The sequence below is a fragment of the Ruegeria sp. CF3 genome (assembly GCF_056537365.1).
This window is the reverse complement of sequence record NZ_JBQFRK010000008.1, coordinates 111,880-131,588: the sequence shown is the minus strand read 5'-3', so window position 1 is coordinate 131,588 and position 19,709 is coordinate 111,880. Positions and strand designations below refer to the sequence as shown.

Annotated in this window: 15 protein-coding genes and 2 tRNA genes; 7 read left to right on the top strand and 10 right to left on the bottom strand. The window is 57.2% G+C overall.

The annotated features are described in order from the left end of the window. Nucleotides 1-16: 16 nt before the first annotated feature. Nucleotides 17-904: a DMT family transporter gene (locus ACR0KC_RS20635; protein WP_480707533.1), complete on the top strand. Its 888-nt coding sequence runs from the start codon at nt 17-19 to the stop codon at nt 902-904. On the opposite strand, the gene ACR0KC_RS20630 is transcribed toward ACR0KC_RS20635, so the two are convergent. Continuing rightward, the gene (locus ACR0KC_RS20630; RefSeq protein ID WP_480772211.1) at nt 880-1,401 is read right to left on the bottom strand and encodes a glutathione peroxidase; all 522 of its coding nucleotides are present in this window, start codon (nt 1,399-1,401) and stop codon (nt 880-882) included. The genes ACR0KC_RS20635 and ACR0KC_RS20630 overlap by 25 nt on opposite strands. 143 nt (nt 1,402-1,544) lie before the next feature. On the opposite strand from ACR0KC_RS20630, the gene msrB reads away from it, so the two are divergent. Both msrB and msrA read left to right on the top strand, forming a co-directional pair. Beyond that, nucleotides 1,545-1,991, top strand: coding sequence for a peptide-methionine (R)-S-oxide reductase MsrB (gene msrB, locus ACR0KC_RS20625; RefSeq protein ID WP_170399151.1), 447 nt, complete (start codon nt 1,545-1,547; stop codon nt 1,989-1,991). After that, on the top strand, nt 1,991-2,503 hold the full coding sequence (gene msrA, locus ACR0KC_RS20620; RefSeq protein ID WP_480616042.1) for a peptide-methionine (S)-S-oxide reductase MsrA: 513 nt from the start codon (nt 1,991-1,993) through the stop codon (nt 2,501-2,503). Before msrB ends, msrA begins: the two co-directional genes overlap by 1 nt. A 26-nt stretch (nt 2,504-2,529) precedes the next feature. Here the strand turns inward: msrA and ACR0KC_RS20615 are convergent, their stop codons facing one another. The 7 genes from ACR0KC_RS20615 to ACR0KC_RS20585 form a co-directional block, all read right to left on the bottom strand. Next, nucleotides 2,530-4,533, bottom strand: coding sequence for a hydantoinase/oxoprolinase family protein (locus ACR0KC_RS20615; protein WP_480772210.1), 2,004 nt, complete (start codon nt 4,531-4,533; stop codon nt 2,530-2,532). A gap of 62 nt (nt 4,534-4,595) precedes the next feature. After that, on the bottom strand, nt 4,596-5,633 hold the full coding sequence (gene queG, locus ACR0KC_RS20610; RefSeq protein WP_170515246.1) for a tRNA epoxyqueuosine(34) reductase QueG: 1,038 nt from the start codon (nt 5,631-5,633) through the stop codon (nt 4,596-4,598). Nucleotides 5,634-5,709: 76 nt separating this feature from the next. After that, complete coding sequence (gene fzlA / locus ACR0KC_RS20605) at nt 5,710-6,375, bottom strand: FtsZ-binding protein FzlA (protein WP_170399162.1); 666 nt, start codon at nt 6,373-6,375, stop codon at nt 5,710-5,712. A 60-nt stretch (nt 6,376-6,435) separates the two neighbouring features. Then, nucleotides 6,436-7,176, bottom strand: coding sequence for a monofunctional biosynthetic peptidoglycan transglycosylase (mtgA, locus tag ACR0KC_RS20600; protein ID WP_170636748.1), 741 nt, complete (start codon nt 7,174-7,176; stop codon nt 6,436-6,438). 38 nt (nt 7,177-7,214) lie between these two features. Beyond that, nucleotides 7,215-8,165 (bottom strand): Hint domain-containing protein, encoded by a 951-nt coding sequence (locus tag ACR0KC_RS20595; protein WP_480772209.1) that lies wholly within the window; start codon nt 8,163-8,165, stop codon nt 7,215-7,217. A gap of 185 nt (nt 8,166-8,350) precedes the next feature. Next, nucleotides 8,351-12,883 carry a glutamate synthase large subunit gene (gltB, locus tag ACR0KC_RS20590; RefSeq protein ID WP_480791477.1) on the bottom strand — a complete coding sequence of 1,511 codons (4,533 nt, stop codon included), beginning with the start codon at nt 12,881-12,883 and terminating at the stop codon, nt 8,351-8,353. Between the two features lie 109 nt (nt 12,884-12,992). Continuing rightward, entirely contained in the window at nt 12,993-14,426 is a 1,434-nt protein-coding gene (locus tag ACR0KC_RS20585; protein WP_480772207.1) for an NAD(P)-dependent oxidoreductase, read from the bottom strand. A gap of 228 nt (nt 14,427-14,654) precedes the next feature. Between ACR0KC_RS20585 and ACR0KC_RS20580 the strand changes: the two genes are divergently transcribed. After that, a complete protein-coding gene (locus tag ACR0KC_RS20580) occupies nt 14,655-15,458 on the top strand; it encodes an undecaprenyl-diphosphate phosphatase (RefSeq protein WP_480707530.1) in 804 nt (267 codons plus the stop codon). Here the strand turns inward: ACR0KC_RS20580 and ACR0KC_RS20575 are convergent, their stop codons facing one another. Next, on the bottom strand, nt 15,459-16,442 hold the full coding sequence (locus tag ACR0KC_RS20575) for a complex I NDUFA9 subunit family protein (RefSeq protein WP_480772206.1): 984 nt from the start codon (nt 16,440-16,442) through the stop codon (nt 15,459-15,461). Nucleotides 16,443-16,640: 198 nt separating this feature from the next. On the opposite strand from ACR0KC_RS20575, the gene ACR0KC_RS20570 reads away from it, so the two are divergent. Beyond that, a tRNA-Leu gene (locus ACR0KC_RS20570) sits at nt 16,641-16,727 on the top strand. Nucleotides 16,728-17,036: 309 nt separating this feature from the next. After that, nucleotides 17,037-18,398 (top strand): homogentisate 1,2-dioxygenase, encoded by a 1,362-nt coding sequence (gene hmgA / locus ACR0KC_RS20565; protein WP_480772205.1) that lies wholly within the window; start codon nt 17,037-17,039, stop codon nt 18,396-18,398. An 88-nt stretch (nt 18,399-18,486) separates the two neighbouring features. Here hmgA and ACR0KC_RS20560 read toward each other — a convergent pair. Next, nucleotides 18,487-18,563: transfer RNA gene (locus tag ACR0KC_RS20560), tRNA-Arg, on the bottom strand. Between the two features lie 114 nt (nt 18,564-18,677). Between ACR0KC_RS20560 and ACR0KC_RS20555 the strand changes: the two genes are divergently transcribed. Next, a complete protein-coding gene (locus ACR0KC_RS20555; RefSeq protein ID WP_170399205.1) occupies nt 18,678-19,703 on the top strand; it encodes a LacI family DNA-binding transcriptional regulator in 1,026 nt (341 codons plus the stop codon). The last annotated feature ends 6 nt before the right edge of the window (nt 19,704-19,709 follow it).

Here is a 19,709-nt window from a genome sequence, read left to right as displayed (position 1 = left end):
TCATCAGGAGGCCGTAATGGACCTGCGCGCCATCGCCATGGGGCTTGTTTTCGCCCTCATCTGGTCTTCGGCCTTCAGCTCGGCGCGGATCATCGTTGCCGATGCCTCGCCTCTGTTCTCGTTGGCGCTGCGATTTCTGATTTCGGGACTACTGGGCGTGGCGATCGCACGCGCCATGGGGCAAAGCTGGCGCCTGACTCGCAACCAATGGCGCGCCACTATTCTGTTCGGAATCTGCCAAAATGCCCTTTATTTGGGTCTAAACTTCTATGCGATGCAGACAGTCGAGGCTTCGGTCGCGGCGATCATCGCCTCGACTATGCCCCTGCTGGTAGCCCTAGCCGGCTGGCTGCTATTGGGTGAGCGGATACGCCCGCTGGGCATCGTCGGCTTGCTGGCAGGTTTTGTCGGTGTCGCGCTGATCATGGGTAGCCGGATTAACGCTGGTGTCGATCTGTTCGGGGTTCTGCTCTGCGGAATCGGGGCGCTGGCGCTGACCTTTGCCACCTTGGCTGTTCGGGGGGCGACTTCGGGCGGTAACTTCATGATGGTGGTTGGGCTGCAGATGCTTATCGGATCGGCGGTGCTGTTTCTCGCCGCCCCGGTGTTCGAGTCTATTCATATCCACGCCACACTGCCTTTTATGCTGGCTTTTACCTACACCACGCTATTCCCGGGCCTTCTGGCAACTTTCATCTGGTTCCTGCTACTGGATCGCATCGGCCCGATCCGTGCGGCAACATTCCATTTCCTCAACCCGGTATTCGGCGTGACCATCGCAGCCATTTTACTGGGTGAGAAGCTTGGCCCATTGGATGCGGTGGGGGTTCTGATCACAACGCTGGGAATTCTTGCCGTACAGCTGTCGCGCGAACCCGGTCAGCGCAGCAACGCCTCGACCTGATCTATCAACTTAGGCGCATTTGGCTTGGTGCTTGACCCATAGGTGGCAACGACCTCACCCTCGGGGCCAATAAGCACTTTGTTAAAGTTCCATTTCGGGACAAAGCCAGTCTGCGCAGCAACAGCTTGGTAAAACGGATGGGCATCCGAACCTTTCACTGGAGTGATATCCGTCATCGGAAGCGTAAGGTCATAATTTAGTTCGCAAAAATTCTTGACCTCTTTCGACGACGCCAGCTCTTGTTTGAACGAATTCGACGGGACCGCCAGTACTACCAGCCCGCGTTCTTCATATGTTTCGTACAGCTCCTGCAACGCTGCGTATTGTCCGGTAAAGCCGCAAAGCGACGCCGTGTTGACCACAAGCACGGGCTGTCCGCGCCAGTCTTCCAGTGATATTGTCCCACCATCGATTGATGAAAATTCGCCCGTCAGTGGTGCCGCCTGAAGGGCTTTGCCCAACAAGATCAGAGCAGTCAACAGAGCCATACGGAACATCACTTCACCTCCTGTTATAAATCATACGCGCCGTGCATTCGTTTGGATCAACTGCACAGACCCGCGAGCGCGCTGTAATATGGTTTTGATTCCTGCGCATCTATGCCCAAATAGGACATCATCATTCAAACACCGGAGGATCCATGTCCCGTTATACCAAAGACCCCGAGGTCATTGCGGCCCTCTCACCTGAAGAATTTCACGTCACCCAGCGCAGCGGCACCGAACGCCCGGGCACTGGCAAGCTGTTGAACAACAAGGAACCGGGCATCTACGTGGATATCGTCTCGGGCGAGCCGTTGTTCGCCTCGACCCACAAATACGAATCCGGCTGCGGCTGGCCCAGTTTCACCAAGCCAATCATACATGAACATGTCGAAGAGTTTCGCGACACCACTCATGGCATGATCCGGACCGAGGTCCGCTCGAAACACGGCGACAGCCACCTGGGCCATGTGTTTCCCGATGGCCCCCGCGAACATGGCGGGCTACGCTATTGCATCAATTCCGCCTCGCTGCGGTTCATTCATCGCGACGAGATGGAGGCCGAAGGGTATGGCGAATTTCTGATCCATGTGGAGGATATCTGATGACCGATGAACGCGCCGTTCTGGCCGGAGGCTGCTTTTGGGGCATGCAGGACCTGATCCGCAAATTGCCCGGCGTCTCGCGCACCCGCGTCGGGTACACCGGTGGCGATGTGCCAAACGCAACTTATCGCAACCACGGCACCCATGCTGAAGGGATCGAAATCTGGTTCGACCCGACCCAGATCACCTATCGCGATCTGCTAGAGTTCTTTTTCCAGATCCACGACCCGACCACCCTGAATCGTCAGGGCAATGACCGCGGAATGAGTTATCGCTCGGCGATCTACTATGTGGACGATGCCCAGAAACAGGTGGCCGAAGATACAATTGCCGATGTCAACACCAGCGGCATTTGGCCCGGCAATGTGGTGACCGAAGTCGAACCCGTCGGCGATTTCTGGGAAGCCGAGCCCGAGCATCAAGATTACCTAGAGCGCATCCCCAACGGATACACCTGCCATTTCCCGCGCCCGGACTGGGTGCTGCCAAAACGCTCCAGTGCGGCAGAATGACTTGCGCGGTATAGCCCCTTGCGGGGCTATCCGACCGCCACACGAGGTCGTCCACTGGCCTCGACCGTGATCAACGCTTCGACGAATACCTCTTGCGCTTCAATCTTGGCGGTGCGGATATCGCGGTCGACTGTCACGCGTATATCCTCGGCACCTGCTTGGCGCACCGCGCCCTCAGCCTCGTTGCGCAGCACATCTTCAAGCAACTGTAGAGCGGAATTCGAGTCCGAGAAATCCTGCGGCCCCTCTTCCAGATGTACCCGATAGCGGCCTTCGGCCGGGGACGTAACTGAACCGGCCCGCCGAAGGGTCAGCCGCCCGACAACCGCACCGATGGCATTTGCAACACCGGCATGCTCTGGCAGGACCATCTTGCAATGCAACCGCTCTCCGACTGCCGGGTAATAGCTGGGGGCCGAAGCCCCAAGGCCCACGACATCCACATTCAGCGCGGCATCCAATGCCAACAACCCACGGTGTTTCGCCAGCCCGCGCTGCGTCAGAACATGCCGGGCCAGATCTCTTGCAGGCTGGTCAAACCCATGGCTTTCCTCGGCAAAAGCAGTCTCTAATAAGGTCAATGAGGTTTGTTCCGTCAACTGATCGACAATGAGCTGAGCCAGCGCTTCAGGCGATGCTGCCAGCCTGTCCCCTGATCCAACCCGCTTACGCGCCATCAGTTCCAGCGCCTTAAGCGCTGCCGAGCAGTCCCAATCCGCAAGCCGCCCCAGAGCATGGCTGGCATCCGAAGGGGTGACACCCGAGACCTGTACGATCCCGCGATCCACCAAACGGCCCAGTGCCCCATGCTCCATCCGGGTTTGCAACAGACTGCTGAGCGGCACAACACGATCCTCCAACCGGTCCAGTAATACTGTTTCACGCGGCCCGACCCCATCGGCGGGGATACCCGACACACGACGGGCAAACCTCGTGTCATGTTCACCTACGGTCGTCGCCCGCAATTGCTCATCCAATGCCGCATGTACCACATCCGGGGCCTCAGCTGCGATCAGCGACACCGGCAGCACCCGACGCGGCCCAAGGAAGACACCACCGCCTAGGCCTTCGGTCACCACATGCACCTGACTGTCACCGCCCAAACCATGAGTCCGCATCGCAACCGCTTCCACCATGGTCCGGAACCCCCCAACCTGCGCGCCTGCGGGGTCGATGGCAGGTTTGCCATCTCTGATCAGCGCGACGTCGGTCGTAGTCCCGCCGATATCGGACACCAGCGCGTTCTCAACATCGGTCAGCCAGCGCGCGCCAACGATAGAGGCCGCAGGGCCACTTAGGATCGTTTCAATCGGACGCTCCCGCGCCTGCTCGGCGCTCATCAAAGCGCCATCCCCGCGCACAACCATCATTGGGGCGGTGATGCCCTGCGCGCGCAACTGATCCTGCGCGCGCCCGATCAAGCGGTCGATCATCCCGATCAATCGTGCATTCAGCACGGCGGTCACTGCACGCTTTGGCCCATTCAGCTTGGCCGACAGATGATGAGAGCACGTGACCGGCACTCCCGTACGCTCGGAAATCACGCGCGCCACTTCCAGTTCATGTGCCGGATTTCTGGTCGCGAACTGTGCTGCAACCGCATAGCCGGAAATGCCTGAATGTGAGTCTAAAAAGGCCTCAAGCCCTGCAACATCCAATTCGGCGACCTGACCCCCGGCATGGTTGTGCCCCCCGGCCAGAACCAAAGCCGGATCGCCCTTCAATGCCTCTCTTAGACCGTGTTTCTCAAGGTCGCTTTCCCGAAACCCGACATAGATCAACGCCACGCGCCCGCCCTGGCCTTCGACCAACGCATTGGTGGCCAGCGTTGTCGACAACGATGCCATCCCAATCTGATCCGGAGACACATCAGCCGTCTCCAGCACGGCAGAAACCGCGCGGCCCACACCAATCGCCAGATCCGCTCGTGTGGTCAGCGATTTGGCCGACGCGATCACCTCGCGCTCATCCCGGATCAGCACCGCATCCGTATAGGTTCCGCCCGTATCCACCCCCAAAGCCAACGCCATCGGGTCCTCCATCTGTTCGCCAGAACCGGGTGTAGCGTTTTCCTGCGGCGCGTCCAGCCTGTTTACGACAACCGGGATGCCGCCCAGCGCGCTGCATCAGCCACGGTCGGATCCGGATCATCGGTCAGCGCCTGTGCAACCGGCAGTAACGCCGGCACCGCTGAGTTCCCAATCGCATAAAGCACGTTCCGCACGAACCGATTCCGGCCGATCCGCTTTATCGGCGAGCCCGAGAACATCGCGCGGAATGCTGTATCATCCAGCTGCGCCAGTTCCGCCAACGGAGGCGCCTTTAGCTCCTCCCGCGCCGCATAGCGAAGGTCACTGGCCGCGACCGCAAACTTGTTCCACGGGCAGGCCGCGAGACAATCATCGCAGCCATAGATTCGGTTGCCCAACAGCGCGCGCAACTCTTCCTCCACCGGCCCCTTATGCTCGATGGTCAGATACGAAATACAGCGCCGCGCATCCAACTGATACGGTGCCGGAAACGCGTCGGTCGGACAGGCCGTCAAACACGCGCGGCATGAGCCACAATGGTCGACCTCAGCGCCATCCACAGGCAAATCCAAAGTTGTGAAAACAGACCCTAAAAAGGCCCAATTTCCCCAATCCTGACTGACAAGATTGGTATGCTTGCCCTGCCACCCCAGCCCAGCGGCCTGCCCCAGCGCCTTCTCTGGCACCGGAGCAGTATCGACAAACACCTTCACTTCACCCCCACCCTCGGCAATCAGCCAGCGCGCCAATCGTTTGAGGCGCTTCTTAACCAGATCGTGATAATCCTTGTTCTGCGCATAAACCGAAATGGCGCCCAAGTTGGAATGCGCCAGCACCGCAGTCGGGTCATGCTCGGGCGTATAGCTCTCCGCAAGCATGATCACCGACCGCGCGTCAGGCCACAGCACAGACGGATCACCGCGCCAATGAGCCCGCTCAGCCATCCAGCCCATCTGGCCATGATATCCGGCTTGTAGAAAGGCATCCAACCGTTCGGGAACAAGGGGCACATCCCAAGGACGACAAACCCGACAGGCGACAAACCCCTCAGACAAGGCTTGCTCCACCAACCGCTGTTTCAACTCCGATCCGCTCTTCATCTGGCCAAAAATACCTTCGGGGGTGAATTGGCCCAATGGCCAAGAGGGGGCGGACAGCCCCCTACCCCTCAATCTATCAGAAATCCAGATCCGCGTAATGTGGCGGTGGCCGGAATCCCGGAACCTGATCCGCCAGAATCGAGCGGAACGCCGGGCGGGATTTGATCTTGGCGTACCAGTCCTTCACCGCAGAGCTTCGGTTCCAATCTACGTCCGAAATGTAATCCAGCGCCGACAGATGCGCCGCCGCGGCGAAATCGGCCAATGTCATCTGATCTCCGGCCAGCCAGCGACGGTGATCCAGCAACCAGGCCATATAATCCAGATGATACTTGATCGCGCGCGCGCCCTCCTTGACGTTCTTGCTGTCCGGATAGCCTTGCCCCGTTACTTTCTTGTTCACCCGCTCATACAGTAGCTTTGAGGTCACCTCGTGGTGAAACTTGTCATCAAACCAGCCTACCAAACGCCGCACCTCATAACGTGCTTCGGCTTTTTTAGGCATCAAGGGTGGCTCGGGTCGGGTCTCTTCGATATATTCGCAGATCGCGGCGCTCTCGGCCATGATCTGACCATCCAGTCGCAGCACAGGAACCTTACCCGCCGGGTTGCGGCGCAAAAAATCCGGGTCCTGTTCCCAGTATCGTTCTTCGACCAGCTCAACCTCGATCTTCTTTTCGGCCAGAGACAGGCGAACCTTGCGGCAATAGGGCGAGAGGGGAACGTGAAACAGACGCGCCATGAACTTCCATTCGAACCAGTAGAGTACCCTTCAAGCTTTAGCCGCTGAGGGGTCTGGGTTTCAATCCTCGAAACACGCGGCGCGTCCATCTGCGCGGATGGTGGCCGCTCCATCCAGAATTGACGCGGCACGCCTGCGGGTCCGCACCGATGGATCCGTAACCGACCGGTTGCGCGGGGATGGCAGAATCGCCGCCACACGCGCCGCTTGTGTCGGAGACATTTTTGCCGCACTCACGCCATAATACTTCTGCGCCGCGGCCTCGACGCCAAAGATCCCTTGTCCGGTTTCCGCGACGTTCAGATACACTTCGAGAATGCGCTGCTTGCTCCAGACGATTTCAACAATCGGAGTCATCGAGGTTTCAAGTGCCTTGCGGACCCAGCTGCGCCCCTGCCAGAGAAATACATTCTTGACCACCTGCTGCGTGATGGTCGATGCACCCCGGCTGCCGCCATCTTCCAGCGCATCGCGGATCGCTTCGACATCAAAGCCCCAATGCAGGCAGAAGTTGGCATCCTCGGCTGCTACGACCGACCGCGCCATGATCGGGGCAATCTCTTCGATCGGCACCCACTCGCGATCAACCTTCCCAAGCCGCCGCCACTCGGACCAGATCGTATGCGTGACCGGCGGGTTCACGACTGAATAGATCAGAACCAAAGACACAAAAGCCACGACCATCGCCAGAACAACACGAAGGGTCCAGCGCCGTATCCGAGCGATGAGGCCTGTTGTTTTGTTTGATCTGGACGCCTTCTTTTTCTTACCGCGCGGTTTGCGGACTGCTTTTTTTGCCATGCCTTGCTATACGCCGCGAAGGGCGTATTTGAAACGGATTATTTCGACAACATCTGTCCGTCGCGCGGTCGCACAACCGGGCGTGCAGTTCTGACTGAGGCTGCTCCGCGCGCCGCCAACTCCGGGAACAAGGCCAATACTTCTGCTTGCGTCCGACGCTCGGCCTGGGTCAGTGCATGTCCCGGGTAGTAGCTTTCACTTTTGGCGCCATTGGCGAACACGATCTCATGTCGCCGGAACAGAATGTGGATATAATCCACCTCGCCCCCTTCGACACGCGTGACTGTTGTTCCGTTCACAAGACAATGGGCAGCGATCAGAACTTCTTCATGGCCAAACAGGTAGGGTGCACGCCAATCATCGATCAGCATCCTGTGCTGCGGCGAAACAAGCAGAGGGCGCGTGAGCCCGAACATCCCTGTCTCGAACCGAATTGGGGCCAGTTTACCCTCGGCTGCTACCTTGGTCCGACCAATCCAGAGCACAGGTTTGGCGCCGCTATCCGCGGTCGTAACCAGATCTCCAAGTTTCAGGTCCTCGACCGGTCGGGGCCCATCGGGGGTATTAATCAATGTGCCGGGCGTAAAGCAGGGCGGACCGAGATCACCGTTGGCGATATCGATCGAACCAAACGAAGCCCCATCATCGCTAAAATCGGTGACTGAAGAAGAAACAAACGTGCCTTGCTGCAGAACCGATCCGTCTGTTGGGGTAAAAACCTCGCGCCCGTCAGCAAGGTAGAAGGTAACGCCGGTATATGTAACCTGCGCACCACCCGGCAACTCGATCGTCACCATATCATCGAAGTAAGACGCAGTGATATCAGATCCATCAACCGAGTCTCCATTCAGCCGGTTGACCAGATCATCGTCATTCTGATCGATGATATCAAAGAACTCGACGTTCAGCGTGGATCCAACAACGGTTCCGTTCGCACCCGGATTGGCCGGGTCGAGCACAAAAAACTGGTCTGTATACGTCGTGGGCACACCGATATTCCACTTCACTCACATCATTGGGATAGCAGCATGCCTGCATTTCCCGAATAAACTATGACTAAAGCTAGGCGTTATGCACGGCATTACACAAGAATTGGAAACAATATGGCCAGACAAAAGAATACCCGGCGTGTTGGGAACGACACGCCGGGCCAAAGATTTAGATCTCTCAAGACCTATTCTGCAGGAACCGCCGCCACTTCGGTGGTCAGAGGATGACTGAGCTTGTTCAACATCTCTTTTGGGCAAACCTGCAGGAAGTTGGTCTTTTCCACATCCCAATGCTGTAAGATATCAATGGCTTTGCGGCTATTGGTTTCCGCAACATGGCGCTCGATCATTGCTTTCAGCTGATCTTCCCAATGGTCCACTGTCACCGGACAGGTGACAAGCGTCTCCATGTTCATCAGCGCTTCGGCCTTGCCTTCGGGGTCGTACAGATAAGCCATACCACCCGTCATCCCCGCACCAAAGTTGGCACCGATATCGCCGAGAATAACCGCAACGCCGCCGGTCATGTATTCACATCCGTTCGAGCCGCAGCCTTCGATCACCACTCTGGCACCTGAATTTCGCACCGCGAACCGCTCACCTGCGCGGCCTGCTGCAAATAGGTGGCCATCGGTGGCACCGTATAGGACGGTGTTGCCAATGATGGTGTTATATTCCGCCTTGAGGGGGCTCACCTGCGGGGGCCGCACAACGATCATGCCGCCCGAAAGCCCCTTGCCGACATAGTCGTTGGCATCACCCGAGACCTCCAGCTTGAGACCTGGAGCGGCAAAAGCCCCCAGCGACTGGCCGGCCGAACCCTGCAGTTTCACATGCAAGTGATTGTCCTGGAACGTGTTCCGCATGCCGAAATTCTGGACGATGTGGCTTGAGACACGTGTACCCACGGTCCGATGCGTGTTCTGCACCGCGTAAGATAGTTGCATCTTCTCACCGTCCTTCAGGAATCGCGCCGCATCGCGCACAATCTCGGCATCCAGCGTATCCGGCACTGCATTACGATCCTTGTCGCGGTTGTAGACGATATCATGTGCGCCATCGACGGTGATCAACAGCGGGTTGAGGTCCAGATCATCCAGATGCGCCGATCCGCGGCTGACCTGTGCTAGCAGATCAGCACGACCGATGATTTCGTCAATCGAACGTGCGCCGAGGCTAGCCAGCAGTTCTCGCACTTCCTGTGCGTAGAAGGTGATCAGGTTCACCACCTTGTCCGCGTTGCCAGTAAACCTGGCACGTAACGATTCGTCCTGCGTACACACGCCCACCGGACAGGTGTTCGACTGGCACTGACGCACCATAATACAGCCCATTGCGATCAGGGCGGCGGTACCGATGCCGTATTCCTCAGCGCCCATCATCGCGGCCATGACGATGTCACGACCGGTGCGCAGGCCACCATCCGTCCGCAGAGTCACACGGTCGCGCAGGTTGTTCATCGCCAGAACCTGATGGGCTTCGGTCAGGCCCATTTCCCATGGCAGGCCGGCATATTTGATGCTGGTCGCAGGTGAGGCCCCAGTGCCGCCATTGTGACCCGAAATAAGGATAATATCCGCTTTCGCCTTGGCCACACCGGCAGCAATCGTGCCAACGCCCGAGGACGCCACCAGCTTAACCGTCACTTTGCAGCGCGGGTTGATCTGTTTCAGGTCATAGATCAGCTGCGCCAAATCCTCGATCGAGTAGATGTCGTGGTGCGGCGGCGGTGAGATCAGGGTCACGCCCTTGGTAGAATGCCGCAGACGCGCGATCAGGTCTGTGACTTTCATACCCGGCAGCTGACCGCCCTCACCCGGTTTCGCGCCTTGGGCGACCTTGATCTCAAGCTCTTCGCACTGGTTCAGGTATTCGGCGGTCACGCCGAACCGGCCCGAGGCCACCTGTTTGATCTTGGCCGACGGGTTGTCACCGTTGGGTTCAGGCACAAAATGCGCCGGGTCTTCACCACCTTCGCCGGAATCCGACTTCGCGCCAATCCGGTTCATCGCCACGTTCAGTGTCTTGTGCGCCTCGGGGCTGAGGGCGCCCAGCGACATGCCTGGAGTGACAAAGCGTTTGCGGATTGAAGTGATCGATTCGACCTCTTCGATCGGCACCGGCTTGCCCAGCGGCTTGAAATCCATCAGATCGCGCAAGTGAATCGGAGGATTGGACTGCATCTTGGCCGAATACTGCTTCCACAGCTCGTACGAGGCACGGTTACAGGCCATTTGCATCATGTGCATCGAGGTTGCTTCCCACGCGTGGGTCTCACCCGATTTACGCGCTTTGTAGAAACCACCGATGGGCAGAACATCCAGACCGCTGTCCCACGCTTTGGCATGGATTTCTTCGACTTTGGTCTGAATGCCGGTGACACCGATGCCGGAGATACGACTGGTCATACCCGGGAAATACTCGGCCACCATCGCGCGGCTGAGACCCACGGCTTCGAAATTCAGACCACCGCGATAGGACGAGATCACCGAAATACCCATCTTGGCCATGATCTTCAGCAGACCCTGGTCGATGGCTTCGCGATAGCGCGCAACGTTTTCGGTCAGGGTGCCGTCCAGCAGACCACGGTCAATGCGATCAGCCAGTGAATCTTCGGCCAGATAGGCGTTCACAACAGTCGCGCCACAGCCGATCAGAACCGCAAAGTAATGAGGATCAACACATTCAGCAGACCGCACGTTCAGCGAACAAAAGGTCCGCAAACCCTGACGGGTCAAATGCGAATGCACAGCACTGGTGGCCAGGATCATCGGCATCGCCACACGACCTTGCCCTGAATTCATGTCAGACAGAACCAAGTGACCCGCGCCCGAGCGCACGGCTTCCTCTGCTTCGGCTCTAACACGTGCCAAGGCGGCGCTCAGAGCGCCTCGGCCGGGTTCAAAGCTACAATCGATCTCCGCAAGGGGTGAACCCAGTTGATTGACCAGGGTGTCCCATTGTGCATTGCCGACAAAGGGGCTTTCCAGAACGATGATCTCGGTCTGGCTGCTGTCTTCGTCCAGCACGTTCTTAAGGTTGCCGAACCGCGTCTTCAGCGACATCACACGGTATTCACGCAAACTGTCGATCGGAGGGTTCGTCACCTGGCTGAAGTTCTGCCGGAAAAAGTGGCTAAGCGGGCGGTATTGCTTGGACAGAACAGCCGAGGGCGTATCATCCCCCATCGAAGCCAGCGCCTCTTTGCCGTCCTCTGCCATCGGGGCAAGAATCTGTTCTAGGTCTTCTACAGAATACCCGGCCGCGATCTGACGCTTGCGCAGTTCTTCTCCGATGAATTTCGGGTGTTCCGTCACGCCCGCAAGTGACTCGTCCAGATCGTTGATCTTGCCGACCCAGTCGCCAAACGGCAGTGCTCGGGCCAGTTTGTCCTTGATCTGCTTGTCGCGGAACAGCTTGCCCTTTTTCATATCGACAGCCAGCATCTGGCCCGGTCCCAGCGCGCCTTTTTCGGTCACGGTGGCCTCATCAATCGGCACCATACCCGCCTCGGACCCCGCGATGACCAGACCATCGCCGGTTACCACATAGCGCATCGGGCGCAGACCGTTCCGATCCAAACCGGCACATACCCAGCGGCCATCCGTCATTGCCAGCGCAGCAGGGCCATCCCAAGGTTCCATCACTGAATTGCAGTAGGAATACATGTCGCGCCAGCTTTGCGGCAGCTCGATAGCTTGCTTGGACCAGCTTTCCGGAACCAGCATGGTTTTCGCCATCGGCGCCGAGCGCCCCGCACGCACCAAGACCTCGAATACCGAGTCTAATGCGGCGGAATCCGACGATCCGCCCGCTATAATCGGTTTGATATCCTCGGCATAGACGCCAAAGCTATCCGAGGTCATGCGGATCTCGTGGCTTTTCATCCAGTTGATGTTGCCTTTCAGCGTGTTGATCTCACCGTTGTGGGCCAACATACGGAAGGGCTGGGCCAGCCACCATTGCGGGAACGTGTTGGTCGAATAGCGCTGGTGGTAAATCGCAAAAGCGGACTCGAACCGCTCATCCATCAGGTCGGGGTAGAAAACAGCGACCTGCTCGGCCAGCATCATGCCTTTATAGATGATCGACCGGCAAGACAGCGACGCCAGATACAGCCCCGAGATTCCTGCGGCCAGCGCCGCTTTTTCAATACGGCGACGAATGACATAGAGCTCACGCTCGAATGTCTCTTCATCCACGCCTTTGGAGTTCGAGATCAGGATTTGCTCAATCTCGGGCCGGGTCGCGTTGGCCTTTTCGCCCAGACAGGTCACATCAACCGGCACATGTCGCCAGCCATAAATATAGTAACCCATGCGCAGAACTTCGGTTTCCACTATAGTCCGGCATTGTTCCTGCGCGCCAAAATCCGTGCGGGGCAGGAAAACCTGACCGACAGCAACCAGTTCATCCAAGTTTGGTTCATGACCCGTGCGACGAATCTGATCATAGAAGAATGGGACCGGGATCTGCACATGGATACCTGCGCCATCCCCGGTTTTACCGTCCGCATCCACCGCGCCGCGATGCCAGATTGCCTTTAGCGCATCGATCCCGGCATCCACCACCTTGCGTGACGGCTTACCATCGACGGACACAACAAGGCCCACACCGCATGAGGAATGCTCTTCTTCCTCTGAATAGAGACCGTTTTCTGCCATCCATTTGCGCTTGGCTTCTTCGGCCCGCACCCAATCGGCATCATATTTGGTCATTGGCTGTCTCCTTCTTCCCAAGGGGGCACACAGGCTTTTGTTCATCTGTCGGCGTTCGCTTTCGAACGCATACCCGCTGGGATTTTTCGAATTGCTTTTGCGTTTTGTTTCACTCGGCTGCGATGGCGGATTTGGCGTTAAAACGCTCAATTATGGCATCTGCGCAATCGCGCCCGTCACGGATCGCCCAGACCACCAGCGAAGCACCGCGCACGATGTCGCCGATGGCATAAACGCCCTCCATCTCGGTCGCACCGGTCTGGAACGCGGCTTTGACGGTACCCCAGCGGGTCACGGGTAGATCGGGTTGACCAAACAGGGTGGGCAGGTCTTCGGGTTCGAATCCAAGCGCCTTGATCACCAGATCGGCCTCTTCGACATAGTCTGCGCCCTCAATCACTTCGGGAGCCTGACGGCCCGAGGCATCGGGCTGGCCCAGACGCATCTTCTGCACCATGACACCGTTTACCTGCTCATCGCCGGTAAAGCCTTTGGGTGCGCTAAGCCATTCGAAGATCACGCCTTCTTCCTCGGCATTCTGGGTCTCACGCTGCGAGCCCGGCATATTGGCGCGGTCCCGACGATAGAGGCATTTGACCGACGTCGCACCCTGACGAATCGACGTGCGCACGCAATCCATTGCGGTATCGCCCCCGCCGATGACGACCACTTTCTTACCTTCCGCGTTCAGGCGGCCATTGTCGAAGTCATCAACCGCATCGCCAAAACTTTTGCGATTCGAGGCTGTCAGAAAATCGATCGCCTTTTCAATCCCACCCAGACCGCTGCCGGGCATGGACAGATCACGGGATTTGTAGACGCCCGTTGCAATAATCACCGCATCATGTTTCGCGTGGATTTCCGCGAATTTCGCGGCGTCCACATCGCAGTTCAGCTCAAATGCAACACCACCATCTGCCAGCAGGTCATTTCGGCGTTGGACGATATCCTTTTCCAGCTTGAATCCGGGAATGCCGTACATCAGCAGCCCCCCCGCACGGTCATATCGATCATAGACCGTGACCTGAATACCCGCCCGGCGCAGCATATCCGCCGCAGCCAATCCACCGGGTCCACCGCCAATGATACCCACGCTTTCGTCGCGCTCGGCACGGGGCTGAACGGGTTTGACCCAGCCTTTATCCCAGGCTGTATCGGTAATGTATTTCTCGATCGAGCCGATGGTGACCGTACCGTGGCCTGATTGCTCGATCACGCAATTGCCTTCGCACAGACGGTCCTGTGGGCAAATGCGACCGCAGATTTCAGGGAAAGTGTTGGTAGCCTGGCTTGTTTGAAACGCCTCTTCCAACCGCCCGGTTGCCGTCAGATTCAGCCAATCAGGGATATTGTTGTGCAGCGGACAATGGGATTGGCAATAGGGCACTCCGCACTGGCTGCATCGGCTGGCCTGTTCGGCCGCCTTCTCCGCGGCGTACTCGGCATAGATTTCATCGAAATCCTCTTTGCGGTCACTGGCGGCACGCTTTTCAGGCATGACACGATCGATCTGCACAAATTTCAGCATCGGTTGCTTGGCCACGGGTCAGACTCCATGAATTGGCTTGGTCAGGGTTCTTTAAGTGATGTCATTCTGGATGAAAAGTCAACTGTACTGACCTATATTGAGAAAACTGCATCGCTCGATGTTTTTTCAGAGAAATTTGTCGTGTTTTTAGTTCCGATTCGGACCTATCTGGACACTTCACTTTCCCGTTGCCCGCTTATACCCATTGTTCTCAACAAAACGAGCACGGTACCGGCAGAGCAGATGAGCCTTTTTCACTTGATTCTTGTGGCGATCATTCAGGGCGTCACCGAATTCTTGCCTGTATCTTCATCCGGGCACCTGATCCTGCTGCCCCGCCTGACTGGCGCGGATGATCAAGGCCTGGCAATCGATGTCGCCGTCCATGTAGGAACACTTGGCGCGGTTATTCTTTATTTCTGGTCAGATGTGAAACAAGCCCTAGCCGGGATACCCCAAATTATCCGAGGACGAATTGAGACGCCTCAGGCGCGGTTGGCACTGGGCTTGGTCATCGCCACGATTCCGACAGTCATTGCGGGCGGGATCGTGTACCTGACGGGGCTTGAGCAGGCTCTGCGTTCAGTCGCCGTCATCGGATGGGCGATGCTTGGCTTCGGGTTAGTGCTGTATTGGATGGATCAAAAGGGGGTACAAACCAAACGTAGTTCGGACTGGGGCTTAAAGGACGCAATGATCATGGGGCTGTGGCAGATGTTGGCCTTAATCCCGGGGACTTCACGCTCGGGGATTACGATCACAGGCGCTCGTCAGCTTGGCTATACACGCGAAGATGGTGCGCGGATTGCCATGCTGATGTCGATCCCAACGATTGTCGCTTCGGGCGTCCTGCTTTCGGTCGACGTCGTCCGTGAGGCGGACACACAGCTGGCCAAGGACGGCGCGATTGCCGCAGCCTTCGCCTTTGTTTCGGCTCTGCTCGCGCTTAACCTGATGATGCGGCTTCTGCGCAGCGTCAGTTTCACACCCTATGTGATCTACCGGGTCATCCTCGGAGCAATACTGCTAATGATTGCCTATAGCTGATCAGATGCGCAGGTTCTTGGCCGAGTTCTGAATATCGTCATACTGACCCGCGGGGCGGAATTTCCACAGATATTCTGGCAGCACCGACTCCAACGTTGCGGGCTCGATCCCGAGGTCCGAAAAACCTTTAGCGTCATCCGCCGCCACATTATCGCGCCGCAAATTTTTAAGCTGGTCACGGGTCAGGATATTGTTCGGAAACAACTGAAAACTGACGAACTTCGCGATATCCAACACACCCGCCATGATTTTCGCCGCCCAGAAAGGCATCCCGATGATGATCCGGCGGCGATGAATTACGTCGAGCATCTGCTGCATCAAGGCGCGGAAACTCTTTACCTCTGGCCCGCCCAGTTCATAAACACCGGCAGACGCTTTGCCCAGAACGCCTTGAACTGCCGCTTGCGCAACATCATCGACATAGACAGGTTGAAATTTCGTTTCCGCCCCAACAAGCGGCAGGAACGGGCTCATCCGCGTCATTCCTGCGAAGCGGTTGAAAAACTGGTCTTCGGTGCCGAAAATGACTGATGGGCGCAGAATGACGGCACCCGGCATGTGTTGCAAAACGCCCGCCTCGCCCTGCGCTTTGGTGCGTGCATATTGGCTGTCGGATTCGGGATCCGCACCGATGGCCGAGATATGAACCATGCGGTCAATACCCTGAGCGGCCGCCAGCCGGGCGATCCGTTCGGCACCTTCGGCCTGCACTGCGTCGAACGCATTCTTGCCCAGCTCATTCAATACGCCAACGCAATTCACCACGGCGTCCACACCATGCATCGCTGCAGCGACCGAGGCGTCATCACGGATATTGCACAAGATAGGCTCGACCTGACCAACCGCGCCATAGGGTCTGACGAACATCGCTTCATTGGGCCGCCGCACAGCGACGCGGACACGCCAGCCTTCGGCAGCCATACGCCGCGCGATATATCGGCCAACAAAGCCCGATCCACCGTAAATCGTGACGAGTTTCGACATGATGGCGCTCCTGCTGTCTTGGTCTGAATTGATCTAGCGCCCACGAGCCCGTCGAACAAGGCGCAATAACGCCGCGCTTCTCTGAAAATCCGTCGCGTGAACCAGAAGTTGGGGCACGCATCAAAAAACTTTCAAAAACACCCCCGAATCTGGTTGACGCCCACTGCCAGTCAGCTTAAACGCCCCTCCACGACACCTGCCCAGGTGGCGGAATTGGTAGACGCGCTAGCTTCAGGTGCTAGTGTCCGTATGGACGTGGAGGTTCGAGTCCTCTCCTGGGCACCAAAATCTCCATAAAATTTGAACCCTGGCACTTCCGGTCACTTGACCGATGTACAATCAGACTGGTTTGGCCTGTCTGAGTCAATTTCTTTGTTTGACCCCGAGAATCGACCCGTAGCTACCGGAATTAACAGTCTCTGTAGCACTACCTTTTGCCAGTCGAAGAAGGACATGGTGCAATGCTATGGCAATTTCCTGCAAATCAAACTCATCTTTTTTGAGGATACCTTCCCGTCACGCTTGTTAGTTACAAAGTCAACTATTACCACACCGATTAAATTCGATCGTATCTGTCCGGAAGGAACGTGCAAAATGAATGAGCCGACCAAGAATGAACGCATGACAGTTGCCCCATCCTTGAAAGGGCCGCACGAAGGGTACATGCCGGGCTTTGGCAACGATTACGAAACTGAAGCGCTTCCTGATGCTCTGCCCCAGGGTATGAACAGCCCGCAGAAATGCAATTACGGCCTCTATGGAGAGCAACTTTCAGGTACTGCGTTCACGGCACCCTCGCACCAGAACGAGCGCACCTGGTGCTATCGAATCCGCCCGTCAGTAAAGCATTCACATCGCTATGAAAAAATCGAAGTTCCCTATTGGAAATCAGCGCCAAATGTCGATCCTGACGTTGTCAGCTTGGGACAGTACCGCTGGGATCCGGTGCCCCATACCGGTGAACAGACAACCTGGGTCACGGGCATGCACACCATGACCACTGCCGGGGATGTGAACACTCAGGTCGGGATGGCCAGCCATATCTATATGGTGAATACTTCGATGCAGGATGATTACTTCTTCTCGGCTGACTCCGAGCTGCTGGTGGTGCCGCAAGAGGGCGTTCTGAGATTCTACACCGAATTAGGGATCATCGACCTTGAACCCAAGGAAATCGCTATCATTCCACGCGGCCTTGTCTACCGGGTCGAAGTTGTGGAAGGCCCTGCGCGCGGGTTCGTGTGCGAAAACTACGGCCAGAAATTCGAACTGCCTGGCCGCGGCCCGATCGGCGCCAACTGCATGGCCAACCCGCGTGATTTCAAAGCACCGGTCGCGGCGTTTGAGGACCGCGAAGTGCCTTCAACCGTGACCGTCAAATGGTGCGGCCAGTTTCACCAGACTAAAATCGGTCACAGCCCGCTGGACGTGGTGGCGTGGCATGGCAACTATGCACCCGTCAAATACGACCTGCGTACATATTGCCCGGTCGGAGCCATCCTGTTCGATCATCCGGATCCGTCGATTTTCACCGTTCTAACCGCACCTTCAGGCCAGCCCGGCACCGCAAATATCGACTTTGTTCTGTTCCGCGAGCGCTGGATGGTCATGGAAGATACCTTCCGCCCGCCCTGGTACCACAAGAACATCATGTCCGAGCTGATGGGCAACATCTACGGCCAATATGATGCGAAACCGCAGGGCTTTATTCCCGGCGGTATGAGCCTGCACAACATGATGCTGCCCCACGGCCCGGATCGCGAAGCCTTTGAAAAAGCATCGAATTCAAACCTGGGACCAGACAAGCTGGAAAACACCATGTCCTTCATGTTCGAAACCCGCTTTCCGCAACATCTCACAGCGTTCGCCGCCAATGAGGCACCACTGCAGGACGATTACATCGACTGTTGGAGCGACATCGAAAAGAAATTCGACGGCACACCCGGCAAGAAGTGACGAGGGTATAATTCCTTCGTCTCCCAAAGGGCAGAGAATTAGAACGCTTGGTCTGTAACGCATTTAATCGGGTACGTTCAGAAAAGCTTGGCGACCCCGGCAGGATTCGAACCTGCAACCTGCCCCTTAGGAGGGGGCTGCTCTATCCAGTTGAGCCACGGGGCCGCGCGTCGTTTTCTCTAGCGGGGTTTTTTCAGATTGTCATGGGCTTTGCACAACAGTTGAACAATTCGCCCTGTTCACGCTACCATCGGCCAAACAAACAATGCAGGTATCTCGGTGACAACAGAAACAAAACGCCCGCTTACCCTTCGTGATGTCTCGGAAGCGTCCGGAGTATCCGAAATGACCGTTAGCCGGGTGCTACGTAATCGCGGGGATGTGTCGGATGCCACCCGTACCCGTGTTTTGGCCGCCGCAAAAGAGCTGGGATATGTGCCCAACAAGATCGCGGGAGCATTGGCGTCAAGCCGGGTGAATCTGGTCGCTGTGATCATCCCGTCATTGTCAAATATGGTCTTCCCCGAAGTTTTAACCGGTATCAATCAGGTGCTGGAAGATACTGAACTGCAGCCGGTGGTTGGCGTCACGGACTATCTGCCAGAAAAAGAAGAAAAAGTGCTGTACGAGATGCTCTCGTGGCGGCCCTCAGGCGTGATCATTGCCGGACTGGAGCATACCGAAGCCGCGCGCGCTATGCTGGATTCGGCTGGCATACCGGTGGTCGAGATCATGGATACTGATGGCAAACCGGTGGATGCGATGGTGGGAATCTCTCACCGCCGCGCCGGGCGCGAAATGGCGCAGGCAATCCTGAAGGCGGGCTATGAGCATATCGGGTTTATGGGCACCAAGATGCCGTTGGACCACCGTGCCCGTAAACGGTTCGAAGGCTTCACCGAAGTATTGGGCAAGCACGGGATCGAGATCGAAGATCGCGAATTCTACTCGGGCGGGTCGGCGCTGGCCAAGGGGCGCGAGATGACACAAGCGATGCTTGAACGCTCGCCCGAGTTGGATTTTCTTTATTATTCCAACGATATGATCGGCGCAGGTGGGCTGCTGTATTTGCTGGATCAAGGGATTGATGTGCCCGGTCAGATCGGATTGGCCGGATTCAACAATGTGGAGCTGCTGCAGGGGCTACCACGCAAGCTGGCCACGATGGATGCCTGCCGGACCGAGATTGGGCGCACCGCGGCCGAGATCATTGCGGCGAAGCTGGCCGATCCGGATTCCGAGGTTGAAACCCGCGTTACCCTAACCCCCAAGATCAGCTACGGCGACACGCTGAAACGGCGATAACGCCAG